This is a genomic window from Brotaphodocola sp., assembly GCF_050873365.1.
Classification (GTDB): Bacteria; Bacillota; Clostridia; order Lachnospirales; family Lachnospiraceae; genus Brotaphodocola.
Genome location: NZ_JBNMIQ010000018.1, coordinates 33,257 through 59,343, shown reverse-complemented (window position 1 = coordinate 59,343; position 26,087 = coordinate 33,257). Strand labels below are relative to the sequence as shown.

The following is a 26,087-nucleotide window of genomic DNA, read 5'->3' as shown; positions in this document are numbered from 1 at the left end:
TCACCAACTAGCTAATCAAACGCGGGTCCATCTCATACCACCGGAGTTTTTCACACTGCATCATGCGATGCCGTGCGCTTATGCGGTATTAGCAGTCATTTCTAACTGTTATCCCCCTGTATGAGGCAGGTTACCCACGCGTTACTCACCCGTCCGCCGCTCAGTCACAAATGAAATCATTCCGAAAAAATCAATCATAAGTGCTTCGCTCGACTTGCATGTGTTAAGCACGCCGCCAGCGTTCATCCTGAGCCAGGATCAAACTCTCAAATTAAAGTTTGTTTCCCGATCCAATGATTAACCACTAGCTAATTATTAAACCGTTCTACTGTTGTTTGGTTTGTTTTTGTTCTGAATTTCTCAATCCAAAGATGTCTTTACCAAAAGACTCTTTTTTATAAGAATTTTCAGGGTTTTAAACACTGTTCAATCTTTCATTTTCAAGGTTCAGTTTGTTGCTTATTTTGTTGCTTGTTTCTCATCAGCAACTCGTTCATTATATCAGAGCTGTTTGGGTTTGTCAAGCACTTTTTTATTTTATTTTTTCGATCGTTTTTCAGATCGTTGCTCCGTTTTGCGGTGCGTCCATTATATTACCAGACCCTCAACAAAATGTCAACCACTATTTTACATTTTTTTACATTTTATTTTTCAAATCGTTTTCATTCCCCTCTGCTCCAGTCTGCAAATCCCGCACGCTGGAACGAAATCCCAACTTTTATGCTCATTTTCACCAAATCCTGCCCCGTTTTTTTCGATTTCTTATTGTTTTTATAAAAAAACAGGTTTTTCTCAATAAATCATGTTATGATTATGTTAAGAAGCAATTACTACTTTATATACTACTTTATATGATTCAGGGGGATTTTCTTCAGCTATGAATGCCAAACAAAACAGCCGGATCATCAACGGCATCGCTTTCGGTTTCTCTACCGCATTTCTTATTTCAGCAGGAATCGCTACATTATATACGAGGAAAACGATTTCTGCGGTTTTATATGGATGGTATCTAATCATGATCACTCCATGTCCCCTCGTGACCGATTACTTCGCCGTCGGCGGTCTCTCAAGCGCCATGCTCAATGCTGGAGCCTGCGGTCTTCTGTGCGCCATTCTCATGGTCAGTCTCAAAGGTGAGTCCCGCGCCAACACAATGGCGGGATATTTTCTTGTTGTGGCACATTGTTTTTACGGCTTAAACATCCTGAACATGTTGCCCTGCCTGTTCACCCCTTTCATCTATTTAAAATTAAAACACTTAAATTTTAAGAGCAACCTGCATGTCTGCATGTTTACCACCTCGTTTGCTCCTTTCATCAGCGAATTTCTGTTCCGCTACACGATCGGAAACGATTTCGTTTTTGGTCAGGTACAGCTCACCGCCAAAGGAGTAATCCTCGCGATCCTGTTTAGCCTGATGCTCGGTTTCGTCGTGCCGGCAATCCTGCCCGGTGCACACGCTTGGCATAAGGGATATAACCTGTACAACGGTGGACTCGCATTCGGAATCTTCGGTTTCCTCGTGTTCAACTTCATGTACCGCACGATGGGAATTGAGGTGCCAACCTCCCTCGTTGTGGACACTCCGGTCTATGAGCAGTTCGGTCACAGCTTCCGCTTCTATGGAAACTGCTTTTACCTGACGATCTTTGCGATCTGCATCCTCAGCGGATATATTTTGAACGGAAAAAGTCTTCACGGACTGAAACATCTGTTCAAGGATACCGGATTTCGCAGTGACTTTGCAGAAAAATACGGCATGCCGATCTGCCTGATGAACATCGGATTTTACGGCTGTATCTTCTTGATTTACTTAAATCTCGCCATTCAGTTTTCCGAGGGCGCAGGCTTTACCGGACCGACTTTCGGAATCGTGCTCGCCGCTCTGACGTTCACTGCAATGGGTCAGCATCCGCGCAACATCCTGCCGATTCTCCTCGGCTATGAGTGCCTGTACCTCTTCACACTGTTCTTCTGCCACATCAACGGAAGACAGCTCACCTGGTCGATCTCGATGCAGGGCTATCTAAACGGAGCAGCGTTCGCGACGGGAATGAGCCCGATTGTCGGACGTTACGGCACCCGCGCCGGAATCGCCTGCGGATTCCTGTGCGCCTCAATCTGTACGGCGACAAGTGCACTCCACGGCGGTTTCGTCCTCTACAACGGTGGCTTCACCGCCGGTATCACAATCCTGATCGTTCTCCCGATCCTCGAACACTACGTCCCGGCAACCCGCGAGGAGATGAAGGATCAGCATGTGAATATGAGAGACCTGATCACGCTTGTTCAAAACAACGTCGATCCAAATTTGATTCGCCCTTACGATACCTCCCGTTACAATGAACTCGGAGACGATATGGACGAGCAGTAAAGGCTCTCAGACAAGATTTCAAGACTCTATCCGCAACACAAAACCTCCACAGCCTGACGGATACTTCGTTTTCTGTTCTGGCAATGGAGGTTTTTCTGCTTTATAACTTTATAATTTTTATGAATTGTAAAGTTATAAAGTTTAAATTTTATTTTGAAAAATATCTCAGCACTCCGCTCAGTGCGGTCTCATACCCCAGCTCAAGAGAACTCTTTTCCACATACTCCTCTCTCGTGTGCGCGCCCGCTCCAAAACACGTTCCGTAGCACACGCTCGGAATTCCCATCGAGAGCGGAATGTTGCAGTCCGTCGAAATCGGAACAAGTGCCGGTGTCTTTCCGGTTATGCGCGCAAGCGTCTCTTTCGCAAAATCAAGCATTTCTTCGCGAACCTTTTTCTGCTCCTCATTCAACCGCTCACACGGGCGCAGACCGACAACCTCCACCGATACCTCGGCGCCTTCTCTCTTCTTTGAAAAAATCTCCGCAAAACGCGCCTTCATCCAGTCAAGACTATCTGCGTCATCCGAGCGATACTCGCAGAGCATATGGACTTCCTGCGCAATCGTGTTGACCGAGGTCCCACCCTCAATTACACCGACGTTGTAGGTCGTCTTTCCGCCCGCCGGCACAGAGATCGCATAAATCTCCCGAATCAGATCTGCCATGACTGCAATCGCATTGGGATTGCCAAAGCAACTGTAAGAATGTCCGCCCTCGGTCTTCACACTCACGCGGAAGCGCTCCGAACCGACCGCCCGACAGGCGATCGTGTCCATTGTGCAGTCAAAACTCGTAAACGCCTTGATCCGACTGCCATAATCCTCACAGATTTTTCGGGAACCTCTCAGGTTTCCAAGTCCTTCCTCTCCCGTGTTGCACACAAAGAGAACGCCACAGCCGTCTTCCGGTTTTAAATCCCGCTCTGCAACGTATCTTGCGGAAAGCAGGAGGGCGACAAGATTTGTGGTGTCATCCCCGACTCCTGGGCAACAAAGGCGATCGCCCTCCTCCTTCCACGGAAGAGGTGTCTCATCCGGAAATACGACATCCATATGTGCCATAAAAACAATCACTGGATTCGTCTCCGTCACATGATGGGGATAGATCACATTTCCAACATCATCCACATAGACTCCGCTTGCCCCATTTTTCTCAAGCCAGTTCTTGCAAAACTCGGTTCGACGCTCCTCATGATTCGAAGGCGCCGGAATCTGCGCCAGCTCTTTTAAGAGTTCATATCCCTCTTTTGCATGTTCTCTGATATACGATTTTTCTTCTGATCCAAGTTCCATGATCCCAGTCCTCTCCCGTATCTTGTATATATCTTGCATGCATCTTATATACATCTTATATACATCTTATATGCGTCTTATAAATGTTATAAGTATCCTATATGCATGTTTTTCAAGTCAACACTCGCAAGTCTGCGCTACTACACTGCTCCTGCACTACTACTGAACTGTCAGCGCACTGCTCCTGCGCTCATTATAGCACTTAATCAAACGAATGGGAACGCACCTCTGCGATCATCCGCCGAATCTTTTCGGGATCTTTTTTTCCGTCCGTCTCGACTCCACTGCTGACATCCACGCCAAACGGAGAGAACCGCGCAATCGCCAAAGAGACATTCTCGGGATTCATCCCGCCTGCAAGAAACCACGGCTTCCTGATCGGAAGATGCGATTCCAGCAGATTGTGATCAAACACTTTCCCCGCTCCCGCCTGCATCGCATCCAAGAGCAGATAATCTGCCTCACTCTGATCCCAGATCGCAAGATCCGTCTCCGCGCTCATCCGAATCGCCTTGATCAGAGGAACCTTTCTGCCAAGACCTTTTAAACGCTCTCGCAAATTCTCAAGATCGCTCGGCGTCTCTGAGCCGTGAAGCTGAACCACATCGATGATTCTTTTTTCCACAAGGCGCGCAATTTGCTCCGACGGTGCATCCACAAACACCCCGACAATCGGAATCTCCGGTCTCAGGCGCGCGCGAAGTTTCTCTGCCTGCTCCTCACTGACCTGTCTGCGACTCGGCGCAAACACCAGCCCGGCAAAATCCGGTCTGCACTCATTGAGTACATCCATGTCTTCCTCTCTGGTCAGTCCACAGATTTTGACCCTCGTCCGCCTTGCGCCTGTGCCTGCCTTCCCGTTCTCGATTCCCATCTTGTGTTTCTGATTCTTGTCCATATTCTTTGGCTCTTCCCTGCAATTTCTTCTATTATTATTTATTCTTTTGCAATTGTTTTACGGTTTTACGATTCTCTTTTGCTGAGTTTTCGCAATCCAGGTTTCATTTTCATTTCGTGTTTATCTTCTTCCAAGCTGTCGAAGCGTCTCTGCCTTATCTGCACTTCTCATCAGCATCTCTCCGATCAGCACCGCGTCCGTTCCATTTTCATAGAGTCTCTTTGTATCCTCCGCACCCCGGATTCCGCTCTCCGAGACAAACACGATCTCGCTTGGCACAAGACTTCTCAGGCGCACGGAATTGTTGACATCAACCTGAAACGTTCTCAAATCGCGGTTGTTGACTCCGACAATCTTTGCTCCCGCACGCAAAGCCCGCTCAACCTCGCGCTCATCGTGCGCCTCCACGAGAGCGGAAAGTCCGAGTTCATGCGCCTGTGCCAGATATTCCTTCAGCTGTCCGTCCCCGAGAATCGCACAGATCAAAAGCACCGCCGAAGCCCCTAACACACTTGCCTGATCAATCATATAGGAATCCACCGTAAAATCTTTCCGAAGAACCGGGATCGAGACTGTCTCCACAATTTCCTTGAGATAAGCGTCGCTTCCCTGAAAATAAAACGGCTCTGTGAGGACAGAGAGCGCGCTCGCCCCCGCCTCCTCATATTCTCTCGCAATCTCAAGATACGGAAAATGTTCTGCAATCACGCCCTTTGATGGGGAAGCCTTCTTCACCTCACAGATAAAGGAAAGTCCCGGTGCCCGAAGCGCCTGCTCAAACCGAAAGCGTTTGTCTTGCGGACACCGATGCGACTCCGCGAGTCCCCGCATTGTCTGTGCAGATATTTTTTTCTTTTCTTCCTGAACTCTCGCCCTTGTCTTCTCCGCAATCTCATCCAAAATCATATGACTTTCCTCTCCTGTCCGAACTTTTTCTCCCAAATTTTCATCTAACCAAATGTTTCATTTCTCTTATCCAATTCTTTTTATCTAATTCTTCTTATTCCGATTTGTCTTACTCGCCTTATTCTTTTTACTCTTCTTATTCCCCGAGCTGGTCTCTCGATCCGTTTACAAAGGCTTCGAGCTGTTTCTTTGCCTTTCCGCTGTCAATGATCTCTCCGGCAATCTTGATTCCCTCTGCAATCGACTCTGCTTTTCCTGCCAGATAAATTGCAGATCCTGCATTCATCAGCACCGCATCTCGCTTCGGTCCCCTCTCTCCATTTAAAATTGCCATCGTGATCTTCGCATTCTCCTCCGGGGTTCCGCCTGCGAGATCTTCTTTCTGGCATCTCGAAAATCCAAACTGCTCCGGCGTGATCTCATAACTTGTGAACGCACCGTCCCGCACCTCGCAGACCTTCGTAGGCGCACTCATCGAGATCTCATCGAGATGATCCGTTCCATACACGACAAGCGCACGCTTCACGCCGAGATTTGCAAGCACCTGAGCGAGAGGCTCCACAAGCGTCTCATCATAGACTCCCATCAGTTCCATATTGGCACCTGCCGGATTTGCGAGAGGTCCAAGGATATTAAAGATTGTCCGGATTCCAAGCTCCTTTCTGACCGGAGCCACATATTTCATTGCACCGTGGTATTTCTGTGCAAACAGGAAGCAGATTCCGATCTTTTCCAAAAGTTCCCGGCTCTTCTCCGGAGAGATTGTGATGTCAACGCCAAGTGCCTCAAGCACATCTGCTGCCCCGCACTTGCTCGAAGCGGCGCGGTTTCCATGTTTTGCAACCGGAATTCCTGCGGCTGAGATCACAAGCGCGGAGGTTGTCGAAATATTGAAGGAATTCGCTCCGTCTCCACCCGTTCCGACAATCTCAAGCACATCCATATTGTGAAGCAGGCGAACGCAGTGCGCTCTCATTCCAGACGCCGATGCGGTGATCTCCTCAACGGTCTCTCCCTTCATGCCAAGTGCGGTCAGGTAAGCGCTCATCTGCACCGGACTTGCCTCACCCTCCATGATCTCGTTCATCACCTGCTCTGCCTCTTCGTAGGTAAGATTTTCATTTCTATATACTTTTAAAATGGCTTCCTTAATCATCGTTGTTCTCTCCTTTTCGCAATTTCGTCTTCGATTTTCTTTTTTTAAGTTTCAAGTTTCTTTTCCGTGTTCTTTTTTAATACCCTTCTTTAATGTTTTTTTCTATTTTTTTCTTCTCTAAGTTTCTATTTTTTATTTTTTTTATTTTCTTTTTTTCCTATTTTTCCCAGATTATGTTTTCTTAATTTCTCAAATCGTTTCCCGGAACACTCTAAAGAAATTTTCCAAAATCGCTTTTCCATCCGGGGTCAGGATCGATTCCGGATGAAACTGCACGCCAAACACCGGACTCGTTCGATGCTCGACCGCCATGATCTCCCCATCTTCCGTTCTCGCTGTGACAAGCAATTCTTCCGGCATCGTCGTCTCTTCTGCGGACAGTGAGTGATAACGACCAACCTGCATCCCATCCTCAAGTCCCGCAAACAGGCGACTCTGCGGATGAATCGAGATCTTTGAGACCTTTCCGTGCATCAGCTCTTTTGCATACGTCACATTCGCCCCGTATGCCTTACAGATCGACTGGTGTCCGAGACAGACTCCAAAAATCGGGATCTTTGATCCGAGTTTCTGAACGACCTCGATGCAGATGCCGGCATCCTCCGGTCTTCCGGGCCCCGGCGAGAGAATAATCGCCTCAGGTTTCAACGCCTCAAGTTCCTCGACGGTGATCTGGTCATTGCGAATCACGCGGATATCCGGATCAATGCTTCCCACAAGCTGATAGAGGTTATAAGAAAAGCTGTCATAATTATCAATCAAAACGATCATTCTTCCATTCCTTTCCGTGCCGTGTCAATCGCACTCACAACTGCCTTTGCCTTGTTCAGACACTCCTGATACTCACTCTCTGCGACGCTGTCCGCAACGATTCCGGCTCCCGAGCGCACATACACTTTTCCGCGCTTTGCGTAGGCAATGCGGATCGCGATACACACATCGAGGTTTCCCGCAAAATCGAGATAACCGATCGCTCCTCCGTAAATTCCTCTGCGACCGCCCTCAAGTTCCTGAATGATCTCACAAGCTCGAAGTTTCGGCGCACCCGACAGCGTGCCTGCCGGAAGGATCGCATCGACTGCATCAACGGCGTCACACTCCGGGCGAATCGTTCCGCTCACCGTCGATCCGATATGCATCACATGGGAATATCGCTCCACTTCCATATATTTTTCTACCTTCACGCTTCCGATCCGACTGATCTTTCCGATATCGTTTCTTCCAAGATCGACAAGCATGTTGTGCTCTGCGCGCTCCTTCTCGTCCGCGAGCAGTTCCCGCTCCAGTCTCTGATCTTCTTCCTGAGAAGCCCCTCTCGGGCGCGTGCCTGCAAGCGGATAGGTGAAAAGTTTGCCATCTGTGAGTTTGACGAGCGTCTCCGGGGAAGCTCCGGCAATCTCGATGTCATCGCTGAAGAAGTAAAACATATACGGAGACGGGTTCGTCGTCCGAAGCACCCGGTATGCATCGAGAAGGCTTCCCTCCATCTCTGCTTCCAGACGGTTTGAGAGCACGACCTGGAAAATATCTCCCTCGCGGATATAGTGCTTTGCCTTCTCAACCATCTCACAGTACTTCTCTTTCGAGAACGTCGGCTGAAGTTCACCTTTTAATTTCAACGGCTGATTGGGTGCCAGATTTCCATTGCGAATCAGGTAGGCGAGTCGCTCAAGCTCGAGCTCTGCCTTGTGGTATTCTTCCTCGATTGCATCCGTCTTCATGTTGACGATCAGGATGATTTTCTGGCGGAAATTGTCAAAGGCGATCACCTTGTCAAACAGCATCAGATCGACATCCTTGAACGAGTCCTCGTCGGCTTTTTCCAGATCCAGCGTCGGCTCCGCGTACTTGATGTAATCGTAGGAGAAATATCCCACAAGGCCACCGGTAAACGTCGGGAGATCTTTGAGGCGCGGGCTTCGGTTTTCCTCAAGAATCTGGCGAATCGCCTCCTTCGGGTGATCGACTTTCTGGCTCATCGTCGTCGCGCCCTTGATCGTCAGCGTTCCGTCCTGACAGCTGATCTCGAGAAGCGGATCAAATCCGAGAAACGTGTAGCGTCCCCACTGCTTCGACTCCTCCACACTCTCAAGCAGATAGCAGTGACGGCTCACCTGTTTTAAAATTCTCAGAACTTCAAGCGGGGTGCGAATATCCGAATAAATCTCTCTGGTCATCGGAATTCTTCCGTATCTGCCTTCCTCAGCGAGTTTCTTAGCCTGTTCAAGCGTCATCATCTCTCTTATCCTCCTTCTAATTGATCGATTGATAGAATATAGAATATATGGATGGAACGAAATTTCATAAAAATCATGGTTTGCATTTTATTTATGAGTTTCATAAATTTATGAAATAAAAAAGCCCCGTCCATGACAGACTCTCAAATATAGAAAGTCTGCCAAGGACGGGACTTATTACATTCACGCTTCCCGCGGTGCCACCTTGATTCACTTCACCGGAAGCTCTGACTCAATCGGGTTTCTGATCTCTCAACTGCCCGCTCTGTATCACTCCGGCTTCCGTGCGCTTTACGGAATACCATCATATTCCTGACCTCTCACGCGTGTCTCACGTCGCAGAATACTCAGCTGTCCATGATGGATTTCATTTGCCAGCTTTTGACTGCGCCCTCGGCGGTCCATTTAACAAACTGCGTTCTAACGGTTCTCAGCATCCCGTCTCTCTGTAAGTGCACGACTTGTTTTTATCTCCGCTTCATCGGTTTGATTGAATTTATATTTTGTTTTTTCACATTTTAAGACTTTTCCCAGTGTTTGTCAACTATTTTCTGTATCTTTTTTCCTAGCTTTTCACTGGAGATTCCGGAGATGATTCAAGCTGACTCTCGCAAAGACCTGGGATTTATTTCTGTGCCTGAAGTGTAAACCAGAATTCCACACCGCCCTCGACGTTTGCAACGCCACAGCTCTGGTGATGGATGTCCATGATCGCCTTGACGATCGAGAGTCCGATTCCACTTCCGCCGTAAGCCCTCGTTCTCGCCTTGTCAACCTTGTAGAACTTCGTCCAGAGATTCGGAAGGTCTGCCTCCGGGATCGGATTTCCGGTATTAAAGACTGTCACCTTCACAGTCTCCCCCTTCTTCTCAACGCGAATCTCGATCCGTCGCTCTCCATCGAGATGATGGATTGCATTCGTCAGATAGTTTGTCACAACCTCCTCGATCTTAAACTCATCCGCAAATACCATACACGGTCCATCCGGATTATAACAGACAGTCGCCTCATTCTGCTGGATAAGGATCGACGAAGAACGGATCAGATCCTGAATCAGTTCTGTGATATCAAACGTGTCCATCGACGGCGCATCGTTACCAAACTCAAGTGCCGTCAGTGTCAGAAGCTGTTTGACCATCTTGTTCATCTTTCCTGCCTCATCCATGATGACTTCGCAGTAGTAATTCCGGCTCTCCTCATCCTCACACATTCCCTCAGTCAGACCCTCGGCATAGCCCTGAATCAACGCAATCGGAGTCTTGAGTTCATGGGAGACATTTGCGATAAATTCCTTTCGCATCTCATCGATCTGGGTCTTCTCGTCGATGTCGTGCTGGAGCTGTCGGTTCGCGTCCTGAAGCGCTCCGATCGCGTCCTTGAGCCTGCTCGAGAGGTTGTTCATATTTCGTCCGAGAATTCCAATCTCATCCTGAGCATTTGCCTCATAGTGGGCGTCAAAATCGAGATTTGACATCTTCTCCGAAAGTGCCGCAAGTGCAAGCAACGGCTTCGTCACACGATTGGCGACAAAGTACATGATGATCGTTCCGAGAATCAACGCTGCAAGTCCGACAAACGTTGTAAAACGATTTGCAAGCATCACACTGTCATGGATTCCCGCAAGTGGCATCGACATGATAAAGAGCGTGCTGTTGTCCGAGAAAAATCCCCATGCTTCCATATAGCTCGCATTTGAGCGCTTGTCATAGTTTGTCTCCACGATATAGTTATCGTGTTCTTTTAAAATCTCAGCATTGCTTCCGCCTTTTCCGAGTACATAGCGCTGTACTTTCTGCGCGAGGAAATCGCTCTCCCGGCCAGAACTTAAGAATGCCTTTCCTGTTGAGCTGTCAATCAGAACCGTCGTCAGATTGTTTCTCTCCCCGAATGTCCGGATTGTCCCAAGAAGTGTATCATTGTCCTGATCCGAAGTCGTTGCCATCTGGATCTTCTTTTTCTGCTTCCAATGACTTTCTGAACTTCCCGAGTTTTCAGAATCACCCGTCTGAGTGTCATTATCCTCCCCGTTCTCATCAAATGGGATCTGCCCCCACCTCTGCCATTCTGCCTCGAGCTCCCGGCTGATTACACTGCTGATGCTCTCACCGTCCTGCGCTTCCTCCATCACTTCATGATTGACGGTGTTGTACGCCTCCTCCATGACTTTCAGCTTCTGGTTGACGTAATATCGCTCAAGCCACCAGTTGTTGACGACGAGAATCGCAAGAATCGTCGCCAACATCAGCCCCATGTAAATCAACATGATCCGGTGACGGATCGAATGGCGCATTCCCTTGTCCTGATGGAGCTGTTTCTCAATCTTTTTGACTGTCATCATCCACCTCAAACTTGTATCCCATACCCCAGATTGTCTTGATATAATTGCCCTTCTCACCCATCTTGCTTCTCAGTTTCTTCACATGGGTATCGATCGTGCGGGCATCACCGAAGTAATCATAGTTCCACACGTTGTTGAGGATCTTCTCTCTCGAGAGCGCAATTCCCTGGTTGTCGATGAAATAATTCAAAAGCTCAAATTCCTTGTAACTCAAATCAATCGGCTTTCCATCGATCGTCACCTGATGCGCCGGTTTATCCAAACAGATTCCACCGACATCGGAGACTTCCTTGACCGTCATATTGCTCCGGCGCAGAATCGCCTCAACACGGGCGACAAGGATCTTCGGGCTGAACGGTTTTGAAATATACTCATCCACGCCGAGTTTGAATCCCTGAAGCTCATCTCTCTCCTCACTGCGCGCCGTCAGCATGATGATCGGCACCTTGGAGTACTGGCGGATTGTTCTGCAAACTTCCCATCCGTCCATCTTTGGCATCATCACATCGAGAATAATCAGGGAAATATCTTTTTGCTTAAAGAAAATATCCACGGCCTCCTCTCCGTCACCTGCCTCCAAAACCTGAAATCCCTTTACGGTGAGGAAATCCTTCACCAGTTTTCTCATTCTCGCCTCGTCATCCACGACAAGCACTTTTAATCCATCCATCGTCTCATCCTCCTGACTATCCATCATATTCATCGTATTTTATTGATTCAAGTCAACGCTCACTGTGCGTATCTCTTGAACGGAAAGATCCATTTTTGTACCCGTTATCTGCATTGTATCAAATTTATTTTCGTATTTCCACGTTTTCACAGAGATTTCACAGACAGGCTATTACCGTGTCAGAATTTCTTGTTTTCCCCCTCACTTTGTGCTAAAGTTGGTCTGAAAAACGGATTAAAAAATATCCCTATCATCATTTATTGGAGGTCAACGATTATGGACTCTATTCACAACTCAGCCACGATTCCTACCATTCGTCTTGCAGAAAAAAAGGACGCATCTGCCCTCTTAGACATCTACGCCCCCTATGTGACGGACACTGCCATCACGTTTGAATATGAAATTCCATCTGTCGAAGAATTCGCAAGCCGAATCGAACACACGTTAGAGAGATACCCCTACCTCATCGCCGAGGTGAATGGTAAGCCGGTCGGCTACGCCTACGCCGGTCCGTTTCATGACCGCCCTGCCTACGACTGGGCCGTTGAGACTTCAATTTACGTCGACCGCTCCCACCGCAAAAACGGGGTTGGTCGTCTCCTCTACGATGCCTTGGAGCACACACTCTCCGCTCAAAACATCCTGAATCTCAACGCCTGCATTGCCTATCCAGCCGAGGACAACGATCCTCATCTGACAAAAGACAGCGTTCGTTTTCATGAAAAACTCGGCTACCGCCTTGTCGGAGAGTTTTTTCAGTGCGGGTACAAATTTCACCGCTGGTACAACATGGTCTGGATGGAAAAGCACATCGGAACCCATCTGACAAATCAGCCCGCGATGATCCCGTTTTCTGAGCTGAGATCTCGCCCCAGTTTTTCACCGGACGCTCTGTCAAATGGCAAGATTTAATGCTTTTTATGCTTTTCTTGCTTTTCTTTCTTTTCACGCTTTTCAACTATGATCTGTGCAAAAATTTTTTAGCAGACAACATTTGCCCGGCTTCCGGCCTTGCCCGCCTGCCGGGTTTTTGTCACAACAATCTTGTTCTCAATCCGGTCTTTGAGTTCTGCGACATGGGAAATGATTCCGACAAGCCGATCTCCCTGCGTCAGATTCTCAAGTGCGCGCACTGCCTGCGAGAGTGCATCCTCGTCGAGAGAGCCAAATCCCTCATCCACAAACATTGCGTCAAGGCGAATGCCTCCCGCCCGCGCCTGAATCTCGTCCGAGAGACCGAGCGCAAGGGAGAGCGAAGCCTGAAATGTCTCTCCGCCTGAGAGTGTCCGGACACTTCTCTGCGAACCGTTGTAATGGTCGATGACATCCAGCTCCAATCCCGATTTCTCTTTCCGGTTTTCCGAGACACTTCGCCGTTTAAGTTCATACTGACCACTGCTCATCGTCATCAGGCGAAGATTTGCCCGACGCAAGATCCGATCAAAATATGCCATCTGCACATAGGTCTCAAGCTCAATTTTCTCTTTTCCGGACAGTGTACCGTTTGCGGTATCGGAAAGTGCACGAATCCAGGTATATTTCTGCTCCGCGGATTCAAGCTCTTTTTGGCGCAGACGAACACGCGTGAGGATCTCCTCATTGTTTTTTAACGTCGCATACTGATCCTGCATGCGCTGATTCCACTCGCCCTCCTCCTCTTTCAATCGACCAATCTGCTCTCTGAGGGAAGAAAGCAAGGTTTCAAACCCACCCTCAGTTTCGTTGATTTCGTTAATTTCAATTTCATTGTTTTTGTTCGTTTCGTCGGTTTTATCAAATTCTTCTTTCAGCTCTTCTTGGAGTTTGAAAAGTCTTTCCTTATGCAGGCGAAGACTCTCCTCTAAGCGCGCAAATGTCTCGCCAGCCCTTCTGCGAACTTCCTCCGCCTGCTTTAAGGCAGTTTCCAACGTCCGTTTTTCCTCTCGCTTTCTCTGAATCAACGCACTCAGATCCTCGCTCTCCCAGTCATCCGTCTCCGTCTTATCACTCTTTCTCTGATTGTCCCGACTTGATTTTTCCTCCTCATCCTGTCGAATCAGCTCCCTCTGCTCGGCACGCAAACCGGCAAGTGCAATTTCTGCTTTTTGAATCTTCTGGCGAATCTCAAAGCTCTTCTTCTCGCGCTCCTGAATCTGTGCTTCCCATCGCTGATACTCCGCTTCCTGTGCCTTTAACGTCTCTAAAGAAATCTGAATCCGCTCCAGCCACTCATTCAGATCGCAAGTTTCTGCTTCCATCTGGGCTTCTATTTCTCCCAGAAAAATCCCCGTTTGCTCGACAAATGCAGTTGATTCCTGCTCTCTCTGTTTCATCAGCTGTGCCGACTTTGCGCTTGCATTCTGTGCACTCTGGCGAATTTTCTCAAGTCGCGCTTTCTCCCGCTCCAACTCCTCTTTGTCCGGGACATCCTCCGCGAGAATGGCCGGATGCGGATGTTCGAGCGAACCGCAGACCGGACACGGAACGCCGGGACTTAAATGGCGGGCGAGAACTCCTGCCTGTGCATCGAGAAAACACTGTTCGAGAATGAGGTATCCCTGTTCAGCCTGTGCCCGCTCTTTTGCAAGCATCTGATACGAAGCCTGTTCTTTCTCTATCTCCGTCTCCAACACGCGAAGATGAGCACCGTTTTGCAAGAGCTGTTTTCCTTCTGCCTGCTGTCGGATTCTCTCGCTGTGTTTTGCTCTTCTCTGTTCCGAGGAAGACTCGGACTCCTGCTCGGAAAGCTCTGTATATCGCGCAAGCTCCTCCTGAGAACGTTTCCCATCGCGCTCCTCGTTCTGAATCATGTCCTGAAGTTTTTCCAGACGAGCTCTTCTCAGTTTCTGGCGGTTCCGTCGGTTTTCTTCTTCCTGAAGCAGTAAAATCTCCTGATCAAGACTTTTCCCGCGCTCTGAGGTGGCATGGCAAATTTCATACTCTCGCTCTGCCTGATTCTTTGCCTCAAGCGCAGGCGCCATCCTCGCCTCATCCTGCTCAAGTTCTGCGCGCAGGCGCTGACATTCCTCCATTCGCTCCTGCCGGTTTTGCGCTCTCTGCAAGTGCTCACGACACTGTCTAAGATGCGCTTGCAGTCCTTTTAAACGTTCTGCATCCACTGCACAAAATTCCGTGAGCAGTTCGATTCCTCGAACCGTACATCCATCAAATTGCGCAGACTGAATCACGCTCCACTGCGCGATCATGTCTTGACGATCTGTTTTTTCTCCCGATCCGCTTTCGATCTCCTCTTTCAAAATGTGAACCCCGTCGAGGTACTGCACGATACTTCTTCGAGTCTCATCATAAATCTTCCAGCATTCTTTTGCGCTCGTCTTCAGGCGATTTTGCAAATCCTGATACGGTCCGGTATGAAAAATCTGGCGAAAGATCTCGGATCTCTGCGCAGTTCCCGCCAAAAGAAGTTTCTGAAAATCTCCCTGCGCAATCATTGCAATCTGCGTAAACTGGCGATAATCAAGACCGATGAGCTCCGTCACCGCCTTCGTTACCTCCCTCGCCTTTGTGATCGGTTGTCTCTGATCGGGAAACGTTAAAACAGCATCGGCTTTCTGCACCGTCATTCCCTCTCCGCGCGTCTTCGGTCGCAGATACTCGGGATTTCGTCTGACTGTGTAGGTACTTCCCTGACAGGAAAACACAAGCTCCACAAACGTGTCCGCGGTCGGTTCGGCATACTTACTTCGAAACATTCCGGCATCGCGCACCTGCCCGCTTGCCTCCCCGTAAAGCGCAAATGTGATCGCATCGAAAATCGTCGTCTTTCCCGCTCCCGTATCCCCACAGATCAGGTAAAGACTTCCCCGTCCAAATTTTGTAAAATCAAGTTCTGTCCGTCCCGCATACGGTCCGAATGCACTGATAATCAGATGTTCCGGTCTCAAAGTCACCTGCCTCCTTCCGAAAGAATCTTCTCAAGCTGTTCCTGACAAAATGTTCTCTGCTGTTCGCTCATCGGCTGATTATTCTGAATCTCATAGAATTCCTCAAACAGCTCCAACTCCGATTTCTTTTCCACATTCTCAGCCGACTCCACCGTCTGGTCTTCCCTTGTCCGCTGATTGTCGTACAGCAGTTGCATCAGATTCGGATAGATCACGCGGAGCTTTTGCAGACCATCGGGAATATCCTCCTCATCGGTCAGCACAGCTCGGATATAGTCCTCGGTATTCGTTCCCTCGTAAAATGATTTTGCCGTCAGTTCAAGATATGTCCCGCGAATCTCCCGAAGATCGCGAAGCGGGTGAAGAGGACGCATGCGAACGGAGACTTTGCCTTTTTCTTCAAGCTCCACAATCGTCACCGACTTATTTTGATGCACCTCCGAAAATGAATATTTGAGCGGGGTTCCACAGTATCGAATCGTCTCTCGCTCCACACTCTGAGGTCCGTGAAGATGACCGAGTGCCACATAATCAAATCCATCAAAGACACTTGCCGGAACCTGGTCGACTCCGCCGACTGCAAGCTCTTCCGACTCACAGCGACTTGCCCCGGTCACAAACTGGTGAGCGACAAGCACATTTCTCTCGTCCGGATCAAACGTCAAATGCGCGAGCGCTGTCCGCACGGCATCCTCCGTCGTATCTGCCGGCTCATCCTCCCACACATGACGGACGACTGCCGGTTTCAAAAACGGGAGCAGATGAATCCGAACACATCCCCACTCATCGTTTAAGCAAACGCTCTTGAGCGTCCCATCATAGACCGGTGAGACATAGACCTGGCTCGTTTCCATCAGCGAATTTCCAAATGCAAGGCGTTCCGCGCAGTCATGGTTTCCATAAATCACGCAGACTGCCTCACAGCACTTTGCCAGTTCACTGAGGAACTCGTCAAACACGCTCACTGCCTCCGCCGAGGGCACTGCACGGTCATAGATGTCGCCCGCAAGAAGAACTGCCGACGGCTTTTCCTCCCCGGCGATCGCAAGCACTTCCTTCAAGATATGCCTCTGGTCTTCTAACATCGAATACTCATAAATCCGTTTGCCGATATGGAGATCGGACAGATGCATCAATTTCATAATTCTTCTTATCGCTCCTCTTTTTTGTGGACTCCCTGATAAATCAGAACCGAGATGATTCCGGAAACTGCCTCCGTCACCCAAAATGCATGCCAGACACCGACTGCACCGAGGAAATGGCTCAAAATCCATGCCACCGGAATGATAATCATCACATATCGACACAGCGAGATCATCAGAGACGGAACTCCTTTTCCAAGCGCCTCAAGTGCTCCCGAGGAAACCACGGAAAGTGCGGAAACAAGGAAACCAAGGCTGATGATCCGAAGCGCTATCGCGCCTGCCTCGACGGTCTCCGTTCTCGTCGTAAACATCTGAATCAAAGATCCCGGAATCAGCTGGCAAAGAATCGTTCCTGCGACCATAATTCCCGCTGAGAGCACGAGTGCTGTCACATAAATCTGGCGCACGCGCTTCTTCTCTCCCGCTCCGTAATTGTATCCCATCAGCGGACGCATTCCCTGAATGATTCCGTTTGCCGGAAGATACAAAAACGTCTGGAGTTTATAGTAAACTCCGAGCACAAAGACATAAATCTGACCGTATCCCGAAAGAATGATGTTGAGCGCGGAGACAAGAAGGGACGGCAGTGCAAGGTTCAATGTCGCCGGAATTCCGATCGCGTAGAGACGGATTCCCATATCGCGTGTCGGTCTCATCTGGCGAAGTCTGATGTGAACGGAGATCGGCTTGATCAGATAAAAAATCACATACAGGCCTGCATTCACGGTCTGACCGATTCCGGTCGCAAGTGCCGCGCCCTCAATTCCAAGACAAGGAAACGGTCCGAGTCCGAAGATCAACACCGGGTCTAAAATGATGTTGACAACACATCCCACAATCATACAAAACATCGAGACCGCCATCTTTCCGACTGCCTGATACGTCTTCTCAAATGCCAGCTCCACGGCAACCGCAACTGCAAACAGAAATACAAGGTTCGAGTAGCGCACGCCGAGGGAGATAACCTCCTCATCGCCGGTGAAAAGTCTCAAAAACGACGGCATCACCGCAATGCAAACCACCGTCATCAGAAGTCCCTGTACAACATTATAAAACAATCCCTGCGAAGCTGCATCATCTGCTTTCTTAAAATCTCTCGCTCCGAGATAAAATGCAATCACCGCATTGATTCCGACTCCAAATCCGATCATCAGCGCGTTTACAAGGTTCTGAAGCGGGTAGACGAGCGACAATGCCGTCATCGCACTCTCGCTGATCTTTGCGACGAAAAAGCTGTCGACGATGTTGTAAAGTGAGTTTACCATCATGGAAATCACCATCGGCAGTGCCATCGAAAGCAAGAGTCCGAGAACCGGCTTTTCTTTCATCTGTGTCTGTTCCATTTTTCTTAAATTTCCTCCTGTTCTTCTTTTTGTTTTTTTCTTTTTGTTCTTTTCTTTTTCTGTTTTTGTTTTGCTCTTCTCTTCTTTTTTTCTGTTCTATTTTTGTTTCTGTTCCATTTTTTTGTTTGGCTTTTTTCTTAAAAGAAATTGCCTTGGCACATTTTTGCGCCGTTTTTGCGCCGAGTGCGGTTAATGTCGAAACAAAAAAACGCCACGCAGTCACCGGAACGACCGGAAACTGTGTGGCGAAAATAGAATCTCTCTAGAAAAATCCACATCCTCATGGGTTTTAGCAAACGCGATTATATCATCCTTCTCCGTCTTCTGTCAATCAGATCTTATTCTTGTATCATGTCTCACGGCACGTTCGATTCCAAAAGTGTCTACCTCTGAACAGTAACACAATCACTTTTTGTTCAAAAAATTCCTCACTGTGAGGTGTAGCCAGTTTTCAGTTCCGGTGCTATAATGAATCTGAATTTGACAGGAGGAAAAGCGATTAATGACTCTTCAGGAAACGATTTTAAAACATATTGATATCGACTATTCTTACCGTCTTGCAAAACGGATGGAACAATATCGTTCCAACGAAGTCCTGGGATACCGCAGTGCTGGCTCCCGGGCAGAATTTGAGACCGGCGAGATGCTCAAAAAGGAAATGGAATCCATCGGTCTCTCGGATGTGACAAAAGACGCAATCACAGTCGACGGATGGGAATTTAAGAAGGCTGTGCTTCATTTCACAGCAGAGGATGGAACCGCCCACGAAGTACAGCTTGGCGCTTACCAGACGACGTTCGTGACGGACGGTCCGGAAGAATTTGAACTGATGTATCTCGGCAAGGGAACGGCTTCCGACTACGAAGGAAAGGATGTCACCGGCAAACTTGTCCTCGTCGACATCAACCAGCGCGATGAGTGGTGGATCAACTATCCGGTTTATCAGGCACACTTAAAGGGTGCTCGCGCCCTGATCGCCGTCCAGTGCGGCGGATACGGGGAGATCGATGACGAGGCGCTCAATGCTCAGGATATTGCCGGACCGGAGAATGCACCTGCTTTCTCAATCTCTCGCAAGGATGCGACTGCTCTCAAACAGCTTCTTCATGTCGAGGAAGGTGTTGCCGGAAATGAGAGCATCAAAATTTTGCTCGACTCCGACACCCGCGTGATGCGCGACTGCACGACCTACAACATTGTCGGACGGATTCCGGGACTTCATCCTGACCGTATGGTCATGCTCTCCGCCCATTATGACTCCTATTTCAGCGGTTTTCAGGATGACAACACCGCAATCGCCATGATGCTTGGCATCGCAAAGGCTCTCGTCGACAGCGGATTTAAACCGCGCAACACGATCGTCTTCTGTGCGATGGCAGCGGAGGAATGGGGCGTCGCAGATTCGAACTTTGACTGGTCGACCGGCGCTTACGAACAGGTCTTCACGGCTCATCCGGAGTGGGTCGGCAAAGTCATCGCAGACTTAAACTTTGAGCTTCCTGCTCTCGCACACGGCACACGCGCACGCATCCGCAGTTGCTATGAGTACACCCAGTTCCTTGAGGACTACTTGTCGGAACTTCCGGAACTGACCCGCGCCTACCCGGAGGAGACGAGAATCACGGCTCCGATCGAGACCTGGTCGGACGATTTCTCAATTGCGATCTCCGGAATCCCGTCGATGGTCAACGATTTCACCGGCGGAAGTTTTATGGAGACTCATTACCACTCTCAGTTTGACAATGACGAGTTTTACGATGCTCAGGTTTACCGCCTGCACCACGAACTCTTCGCCCTGCTGATCGTAGCTCTCGATGAGACGGCTGTTGTTCCGCTCTGCTTCGCTCCGGTGATGCATCACGCCTTCCACGGTCTCGATGACAACGACCTGGATTTCTCTGAGAACAGCAAGCACGGACTTCATTCAGGAGTAGATGCCTCCGGCATGGATCTGGAATTTCAGATTTCCTCCCTCTGTGATCTGCTTCGGATTGCGGAGCAGAAGGCGTGGAGAGATTATGATGATCTTGAGGTCTCAAACAACCTCTATCGTCACCTCTTAAATGAGGGGGAGAATGCACAGGCAGAGGAACTCTTTGAGAAAGCCAGAAAGACAGAAAAACTTCTGCTCGATCGATTCAAGAAGACTCAGGATGCACTCGTGCGAATCGACTGGTACGGCAATGTGCTCTACCCGCATGAGATTCTTCTCAAGAATTTAAAGCTCGTGTCCGGTTCGATCCACGCCCTGCAAAATGGAAAGCTCTCCTCGGCACTCAGACGGCTCTATCAGGTCGACAACAACGCATACGCCTTCATGTTTGATGAGGATGTCTACAATCACTTCACCAACTATGTGCTCCACCAGCCGAAAGAGCGTCTGAAATGGGGCTATGGTCGCCTGATGCCTCATGAGAACCTCTACGGGCTGGTTAAGAGCCTGTTGAAGAAGCAGGAAAATGGCGAGACAGATTACGAGGATGAGATTCGTCAGCTCACTTCGATTCGGGATAACCAGCATAAATTACTTGCGGAAACGCTGGAAGAACTCTCCCGACTTGTCAAGACGGTGTTTCTGTAAGAGATTAATATAGAGCAAGAGATCGATAAAGTGTACTGAGACAAATAATATAATCGAGCAAACTGAGTAACTATAAACTAGGGCGGTGACGGCAGAAGTAAGCCATGTCAAACTTGCTCCCGCTCCGGGTTCGACGTAGCGGTGCATAAGGTCGCAAAATACGCGACCTAAGCACCGACGTCTCACACGGGTTTGCCCTGGCTTCTTCTCCTCACACCGCCAGCTACGCCCTGGCAGGCTTTACAGAAAAAAACTTATTAACATTCTTACCAAACAAACAGTACTATTTTACTATGAGGAATATTCACGAAAGGAATGACAGCCGTTACTATACGGTCAATCAATTATGGACAGTAACAAACTATACCGCGTACAGCGCAAAGATTTGCCACAGCTTGAACAGCTTTTAAACCGATGTTTTGCACACGATCCTCTTTATGAAACACTGATTCCTGATCCGGATGTGCGCAAGCGTTTAATGCCGGAACTGTTTCACTGCGATATGGACGAATTTTATGAGACCTGCGAAATCTTTGCAGACAGTCCGGACTTAAACGGAGTTCTCGTTGTCTCCGATGAAGCGGAACCTTATAACATCTTCCAGTTCTATTTGGCAGAGACAAAGGCAAAACTTCAGACGGACACTTACTTAATCAAGGAAGATCACTCCCTCAAGACATTTCAGAATTTCTTAAAGGGAAATGATTACCTTAACTCCAGCTGGACAGACCAGTTGCACCAGGATCAGCGCCTTCACATCATCTATCTGGCAGTCGATCCTCAGATGCAACACCACGGCATTGCTGTTTCCTTGATGGAAGAAGCGATTGACTATGCGGAAAAGCACCGCATGATGATTTCTCTCGAGACACACAACGAGAAAAATCTGGATTTCTATCATCATTTAGGATTTAAGACCTACGGTGTGATGAAGAGAAACTTTCCTCTCAAGCAGTATTGTCTGATCCGTGAAATTCAGTAACCTACATCATACATATCCACTCACATAAAAATAACGTGACACAAGATCATAAAAAACGATCATATGTCACGTTATTTTTGGCTTTATGTCAATAGTTAGGGGGAGAGTCTTCGGAATCCCACTTTTAAAGAACATTTGGAGAATTGATGCAATTCATCGAAAAACCGAAAATACTTTGCTAGGCGACAAAAGGCGGAGAAACCAGTGCAAACCCGTGTGAGACGTCGGTGCTTAGACTGCGTATTTTGCAGTCTTATGCACCGCTACGTCGAACCCGGAGTGAGAACGAGTTTGCACGGTTTACTCCTGCCGTTGTCGCCCCTTCATCTCCCCTTCTTGTCTCTATTATTCCTCTCTTGTCGTTCCTATATCTCTTAATTCGCTCCCACAAAGTGTAAATTCATCGCCAGAATCTGCGCATTCACCTCACTCGTCTCCTCTTTCGTCAGGTATCCGCAAACCTGCATCCGACTCAGCACCTTCTGCTGGCGCTTTGAGGCGAGATCCGGATGCTTTGACGGTGCATACCGGGACGGTGCATTCGGCACACCTGCAAGAAGCGTACACTCATAATCGCTCATCTTCGACGGCTCTTTTCCAAAATATCCCCGGCTTGCCTGTCCGATATTCTGGTATCCATCCCCGTAATAAATGCTGTTCACATACAATTCCAAAATCTCATCCTTGGAATACTTCTGCTCAAGATCAAGTGCTAAAAAGACCTCTGCCACTTTTCTTGAGAGTTGTTTTTCCTGACTGAAATACAAATTCTTTGCAAGTTGCTGGGTGATCGTGCTTCCGCCCTCCACATATCGTCTAGCTTTCAAATCGCGAACCACTGCCCGCCCAATTGCAATCGGATCGAGTCCAAAATGATTGTAAAACCGATGATCCTCCACAGAGACAACCGCCTGTGCATAGGTATCCGGAAGTTCCGAAAGTCTCGTGTATCCTCTTTTCGCCTGGATCTTGGCAATCTTTTCGTCAAGACTCTCTGCCTCAACCGCTGTCTGATATGCCTCATATCCTTCCTTCAGAACGGTGAACCCGGTACAACTCATCACCGTCAGCGCCGTCGCTGTCATCCATCCAGTTAATTTTCTCAGTCTCATGTTCACCGCTCCTTCCGCGTATTTTATCATTTCCTCATCTAATTTTTTTGTATGATTTCTTTTCCGAATTTCTTTTTTTTATTTCTTTTTCTAATTTCTTTGTCATGAACTTTTTTATGAATCTCTGTCCATGAATCTCTTTTTTGAAATTCTTGTATGAAACGTATGAAACTTTCTCCTATCGATGATCTTATTCTAGCATGGAAAGGGGCGGTAAGACTTTACCAATCTCTTATACTTTATGACAATATTTGGAAAATTCTGACGGATTTATTACAAGATTTGGAATTGATCTTCAGGTTTTCAACACAGTTTTTACACAAATCTCTTCCCCATTAAACCACAAATAAGATGCCCCCAAAAGTCAGACCTAAACATCCAACAATCGGGGGCACCATATTAAAATTGGGGAACACACTCAATCAATCTTTATAAAACTCAATCATCTCATCCAGAGACTTCTGCTTGATGAGCGGAGCCTTTCCGAATGAACCAAACTGAACGATCAGCGTTCCAACAACCTCCTTGACACCTCGCTCAATGCAAGCCACGATCTCTGCGACATCTTCATCCGGAATTGTGCCATACATCACGGTATCCATGATCGGTGGAAGGAAGACGCGCGGATCAAACTGGTCACGTTTCGTCTCGAGCAGTTCATAGATCGCACCGATCGAGGCACTCGTGCGCTTCTCCGGATACTTCGCAAACAGTTCTTTCATATTACGCGTCACTGCAAGGCGGATATCGGTATCAACGTTAATCTTGCTGATGCCGGACGGAATCGCCATTTTCAGCTCCTCAATCGAGATGCCGTAAGTGTTGCTCAAATTTCCACCAAGCGCATTGATCTCATCCACGATATATTTCGGAACTGTCGAAGAACCGTGGGAAACCAGAGCACAGAAAATTCCGAGGTGATTTAAGCACTCCCGAATCGCAATCGGAATCTCTTTTCTGAGCTTGACATTCTTGCCCTTCGAGGCGCCGTGCATCGTGCCGTAAGAAACTGCAAGCGCATCGACTCCCGTATTCTGGATGAACTTCACTGCATCAAGCGGATTCGTGTACGTCGAGGAAGCCGAAAAGACATGATCTTCGACTCCGGCGAGAACACCAAGTTCTCCCTCAACGCTGACGCCTCTCGCATGCGCATACTTCACGACCTCGCGCGTCAGCTCCATGTTCTGCTCAAACGGGAGCGACGATCCATCGATCATAACGGAGGTATACCCACCCTCAATCGCTGCGACACACGACTCAAAATTGCGTCCGTGATCGAGATGAAGCACGATCGGAATCTCAGAATCCGCTCCATATTTTTTCACGGCATTGGCGATGTTCTTTGCTCCGATCTTCTTATCCTCAATCGTCGCATTCGCAAAATCTGTCCGCCCGCCCATAAATCCATTCGCAAGATCCGCTCCCTGCAAAATCGCCGGAGAACGGAACATTTCATGCACCTCAATCACAGCCTTCGCCTGGGCAACCGCATTTACATTAAACGCGCCCTGTCCAAATCCATATGTTACCGTCGCCTCAAGAAGAGGACGCAAAGGAATCAGTGGCATTGTTTTTCCTCCTTTTTTTTACATAGGTTCTTTACATGTGATGCATATGACCAGCGCAATGGCAGTCCTGTGCACCCTTTCCATCCGGTGTCTCATCCTTCATCATCAGATGCACTGCACCGAGCTTGAACGTCTGCGGAAGTGCAAGAATATTCGGGTTCGGTCCAACATATTTCTTCATCGCATCTGCGAGAGCTTCCTCAATCGTCGCCCGCGTCTTGAGTCCCATTCCACGCGCATATCCCGGCTCCTGAGCGCCACAGAGATAGATCGCAGAGGTGTTCATCTCCGCAATGTGAGCACAGCTCATCATCGAGAAACCGTGGAACGGATGGAAAGCGTTGCAGAAACGGTACTTGCGGATATATTCCTCATTTGTCGCAAAATACTCTCCATAGCGGTTCAAATCCGGCAGAGTGTTCATGTAATCCTTCTGGAACATCTCATAGAGTTCTCTCAGGTACGGCCAGCGCTCATCATGGAAATATCCATTGCAAATCGAAGAACAGATGATCACGCAGTGATCGCTCATCACACGCTTATGACGGATGACCTGGGCAGAGATTGCCTGCATCAGCATGATCGGGTTCGTTCCCATTCCATTTCCATAATGGAACGCCTGTGGCATACCGAAGATCATCACATCGTACTTCTTTTCTGCCCACGGCACATAGGTGCGCTTGTCCGCCGTGATCCAGGAGTGTGGTTGCATGACTTTCGCATATCCACTGTTGATCTCAATCTGGCGGGAATAAGTGTCCAGAACCGCATCACAGCAGAAGAATTTCTTACCCATGCATTTCTCCATGTGCTGTCCGATCTCATCAAACTTCGTGCGCATCAGGGACTTTCCATTTACCGGAGTGAAATCTGCACGATGCATGACCTCCGGAACATGGTGGGAAGCGATCGAACGCCAGTGGGTGATTCCGGTTGCACAGTGCTTGTATCCGCCGGAATATCCGCCGTAAGGATTGCCCTGCGTGTGACCGATCAGAATTGCGACATCACTGTCATAGACATATTTGTTCATCAGAACAGGATCTCCGCGATCCGTCGTTCCGAGATCTACCATGTGATCGTAGTCCTCACTGTCATGCGTGATGATCTGATGGCTGTACCAGTATTCCTGAAACAGTTCCGGACCAAGGATCTGGCGAAGCTCCTGCTCCGTGCTTCTCGGATGCAGACCATTTGAACAGATCAGGAGAATATCTTTTTTCTCCACTCCCGCATTGTAGAGTTCCTGCAAAATCAGCTTGATCGATACCTTTCTGTGGGAAGTCGGCTGAGTTCCGCCCTTTACAATGTCCGGGAAAACGATCGTGACCTTTGAGCCCTTGTGCGCCAACTCAGACAGCGGTGGCATTCCCATCGGGTTGCGGATCGATTCCAGCGTCTTTGCCTCAATCTGATCCTCCGGAATACACGGCGGGTCCGGCACCGTCTCCCCCGGAATAAAGACATCTGTCGTATCCGGCAATTCCGCACTCATCAATCCCTGTCCATATTCAAACGATAATCTCATTCTCCGTTCCTCCTGAATGTTTTTATTTCTGTCAATCTGTTTGATTGCTTCCGTCAATCACAACTCAC

Annotated in this window: 18 protein-coding genes and 1 rRNA gene; 4 read left to right on the top strand and 15 right to left on the bottom strand. The window is 48.5% G+C overall.

From position 1 onward, the window contains the following. Positions 1-274, bottom strand: a 16S ribosomal RNA gene (locus ACR0QT_RS09655); the annotation flags it as partial. Positions 275-877: 603 nt separating this feature from the next. Between ACR0QT_RS09655 and ACR0QT_RS09650 the strand changes: the two genes are divergently transcribed. Continuing rightward, positions 878-2,374 (top strand): DUF1576 domain-containing protein, encoded by a 1,497-nt coding sequence (locus ACR0QT_RS09650; protein WP_432630591.1) that lies wholly within the window; start codon positions 878-880, stop codon positions 2,372-2,374. Between the two features lie 148 nt (positions 2,375-2,522). Here the strand turns inward: ACR0QT_RS09650 and ACR0QT_RS09645 are convergent, their stop codons facing one another. From ACR0QT_RS09645 to ACR0QT_RS09610, 8 genes are all read right to left on the bottom strand, one after another. After that, positions 2,523-3,668, bottom strand: a complete 1,146-nt coding sequence (locus ACR0QT_RS09645; protein ID WP_432630590.1) for a M20/M25/M40 family metallo-hydrolase — start codon at positions 3,666-3,668, stop codon at positions 2,523-2,525. 202 nt (positions 3,669-3,870) lie between these two features. Then, positions 3,871-4,566: a phosphoribosylanthranilate isomerase gene (locus ACR0QT_RS09640; RefSeq protein ID WP_432630589.1), complete on the bottom strand. Its 696-nt coding sequence runs from the start codon at positions 4,564-4,566 to the stop codon at positions 3,871-3,873. A gap of 120 nt (positions 4,567-4,686) precedes the next feature. Then, on the bottom strand, positions 4,687-5,472 hold the full coding sequence (gene trpC / locus ACR0QT_RS09635) for an indole-3-glycerol phosphate synthase TrpC (RefSeq protein ID WP_432630588.1): 786 nt from the start codon (positions 5,470-5,472) through the stop codon (positions 4,687-4,689). Between the two features lie 136 nt (positions 5,473-5,608). Beyond that, positions 5,609-6,628, bottom strand: a complete 1,020-nt coding sequence (gene trpD, locus ACR0QT_RS09630) for an anthranilate phosphoribosyltransferase (RefSeq protein ID WP_432630587.1) — start codon at positions 6,626-6,628, stop codon at positions 5,609-5,611. Positions 6,629-6,817: 189 nt separating this feature from the next. Then, a complete protein-coding gene (locus ACR0QT_RS09625) occupies positions 6,818-7,399 on the bottom strand; it encodes an anthranilate synthase component II (protein WP_432630586.1) in 582 nt (193 codons plus the stop codon). Beyond that, positions 7,396-8,865: an anthranilate synthase component I gene (trpE, locus tag ACR0QT_RS09620; RefSeq protein ID WP_432630585.1), complete on the bottom strand. Its 1,470-nt coding sequence runs from the start codon at positions 8,863-8,865 to the stop codon at positions 7,396-7,398. The genes ACR0QT_RS09625 and trpE overlap by 4 nt, the downstream gene beginning before the upstream one ends. A 625-nt stretch (positions 8,866-9,490) precedes the next feature. Next, on the bottom strand, positions 9,491-11,203 hold the full coding sequence (locus tag ACR0QT_RS09615) for a sensor histidine kinase (RefSeq protein ID WP_432630584.1): 1,713 nt from the start codon (positions 11,201-11,203) through the stop codon (positions 9,491-9,493). Continuing rightward, positions 11,181-11,873 carry a response regulator transcription factor gene (locus ACR0QT_RS09610; protein WP_432630583.1) on the bottom strand — a complete coding sequence of 231 codons (693 nt, stop codon included), beginning with the start codon at positions 11,871-11,873 and terminating at the stop codon, positions 11,181-11,183. Before ACR0QT_RS09610 ends, ACR0QT_RS09615 begins: the two co-directional genes overlap by 23 nt. A 276-nt stretch (positions 11,874-12,149) precedes the next feature. Here ACR0QT_RS09610 and ACR0QT_RS09605 point away from each other — a divergent pair, with 276 nt between their 5' ends. After that, the gene (locus ACR0QT_RS09605; protein WP_432630582.1) at positions 12,150-12,785 is read left to right on the top strand and encodes a GNAT family N-acetyltransferase; all 636 of its coding nucleotides are present in this window, start codon (positions 12,150-12,152) and stop codon (positions 12,783-12,785) included. A 68-nt stretch (positions 12,786-12,853) separates the two neighbouring features. Here the strand turns inward: ACR0QT_RS09605 and ACR0QT_RS09600 are convergent, their stop codons facing one another. Genes ACR0QT_RS09600 through ACR0QT_RS09590 form a run of 3 tightly spaced genes read right to left on the bottom strand, consistent with a single transcriptional unit; the run spans position 12,854 to position 18,245 of the window. Then, positions 12,854-15,757: an AAA family ATPase gene (locus ACR0QT_RS09600; protein ID WP_432630581.1), complete on the bottom strand. Its 2,904-nt coding sequence runs from the start codon at positions 15,755-15,757 to the stop codon at positions 12,854-12,856. 2 nt (positions 15,758-15,759) lie between these two features. Beyond that, complete coding sequence (locus ACR0QT_RS09595; RefSeq protein WP_432630580.1) at positions 15,760-16,899, bottom strand: exonuclease SbcCD subunit D; 1,140 nt, start codon at positions 16,897-16,899, stop codon at positions 15,760-15,762. Positions 16,900-16,907: 8 nt separating this feature from the next. Continuing rightward, positions 16,908-18,245, bottom strand: coding sequence for an MATE family efflux transporter (locus ACR0QT_RS09590; protein ID WP_432630579.1), 1,338 nt, complete (start codon positions 18,243-18,245; stop codon positions 16,908-16,910). A gap of 502 nt (positions 18,246-18,747) precedes the next feature. Between ACR0QT_RS09590 and ACR0QT_RS09585 the strand changes: the two genes are divergently transcribed. Both ACR0QT_RS09585 and ACR0QT_RS09580 read left to right on the top strand, forming a co-directional pair. Beyond that, a complete protein-coding gene (locus ACR0QT_RS09585) occupies positions 18,748-20,826 on the top strand; it encodes a M28 family peptidase (RefSeq protein WP_432630578.1) in 2,079 nt (692 codons plus the stop codon). Between the two features lie 346 nt (positions 20,827-21,172). Further along, complete coding sequence (locus ACR0QT_RS09580; protein ID WP_177977875.1) at positions 21,173-21,808, top strand: GNAT family N-acetyltransferase; 636 nt, start codon at positions 21,173-21,175, stop codon at positions 21,806-21,808. 374 nt (positions 21,809-22,182) lie between these two features. On the opposite strand, the gene ACR0QT_RS09575 is transcribed toward ACR0QT_RS09580, so the two are convergent. The 3 genes from ACR0QT_RS09575 to ACR0QT_RS09565 form a co-directional block, all read right to left on the bottom strand. Continuing rightward, positions 22,183-22,920 carry a transglycosylase domain-containing protein gene (locus ACR0QT_RS09575; RefSeq protein ID WP_432630577.1) on the bottom strand — a complete coding sequence of 246 codons (738 nt, stop codon included), beginning with the start codon at positions 22,918-22,920 and terminating at the stop codon, positions 22,183-22,185. Positions 22,921-23,342: 422 nt separating this feature from the next. Further along, complete coding sequence (locus ACR0QT_RS09570; protein ID WP_432630576.1) at positions 23,343-24,491, bottom strand: class II fructose-bisphosphate aldolase; 1,149 nt, start codon at positions 24,489-24,491, stop codon at positions 23,343-23,345. 31 nt (positions 24,492-24,522) lie between these two features. Then, positions 24,523-26,019, bottom strand: a complete 1,497-nt coding sequence (locus tag ACR0QT_RS09565) for a lactate racemase domain-containing protein (RefSeq protein WP_432630575.1) — start codon at positions 26,017-26,019, stop codon at positions 24,523-24,525. Positions 26,020-26,087 lie beyond the last annotated feature (68 nt).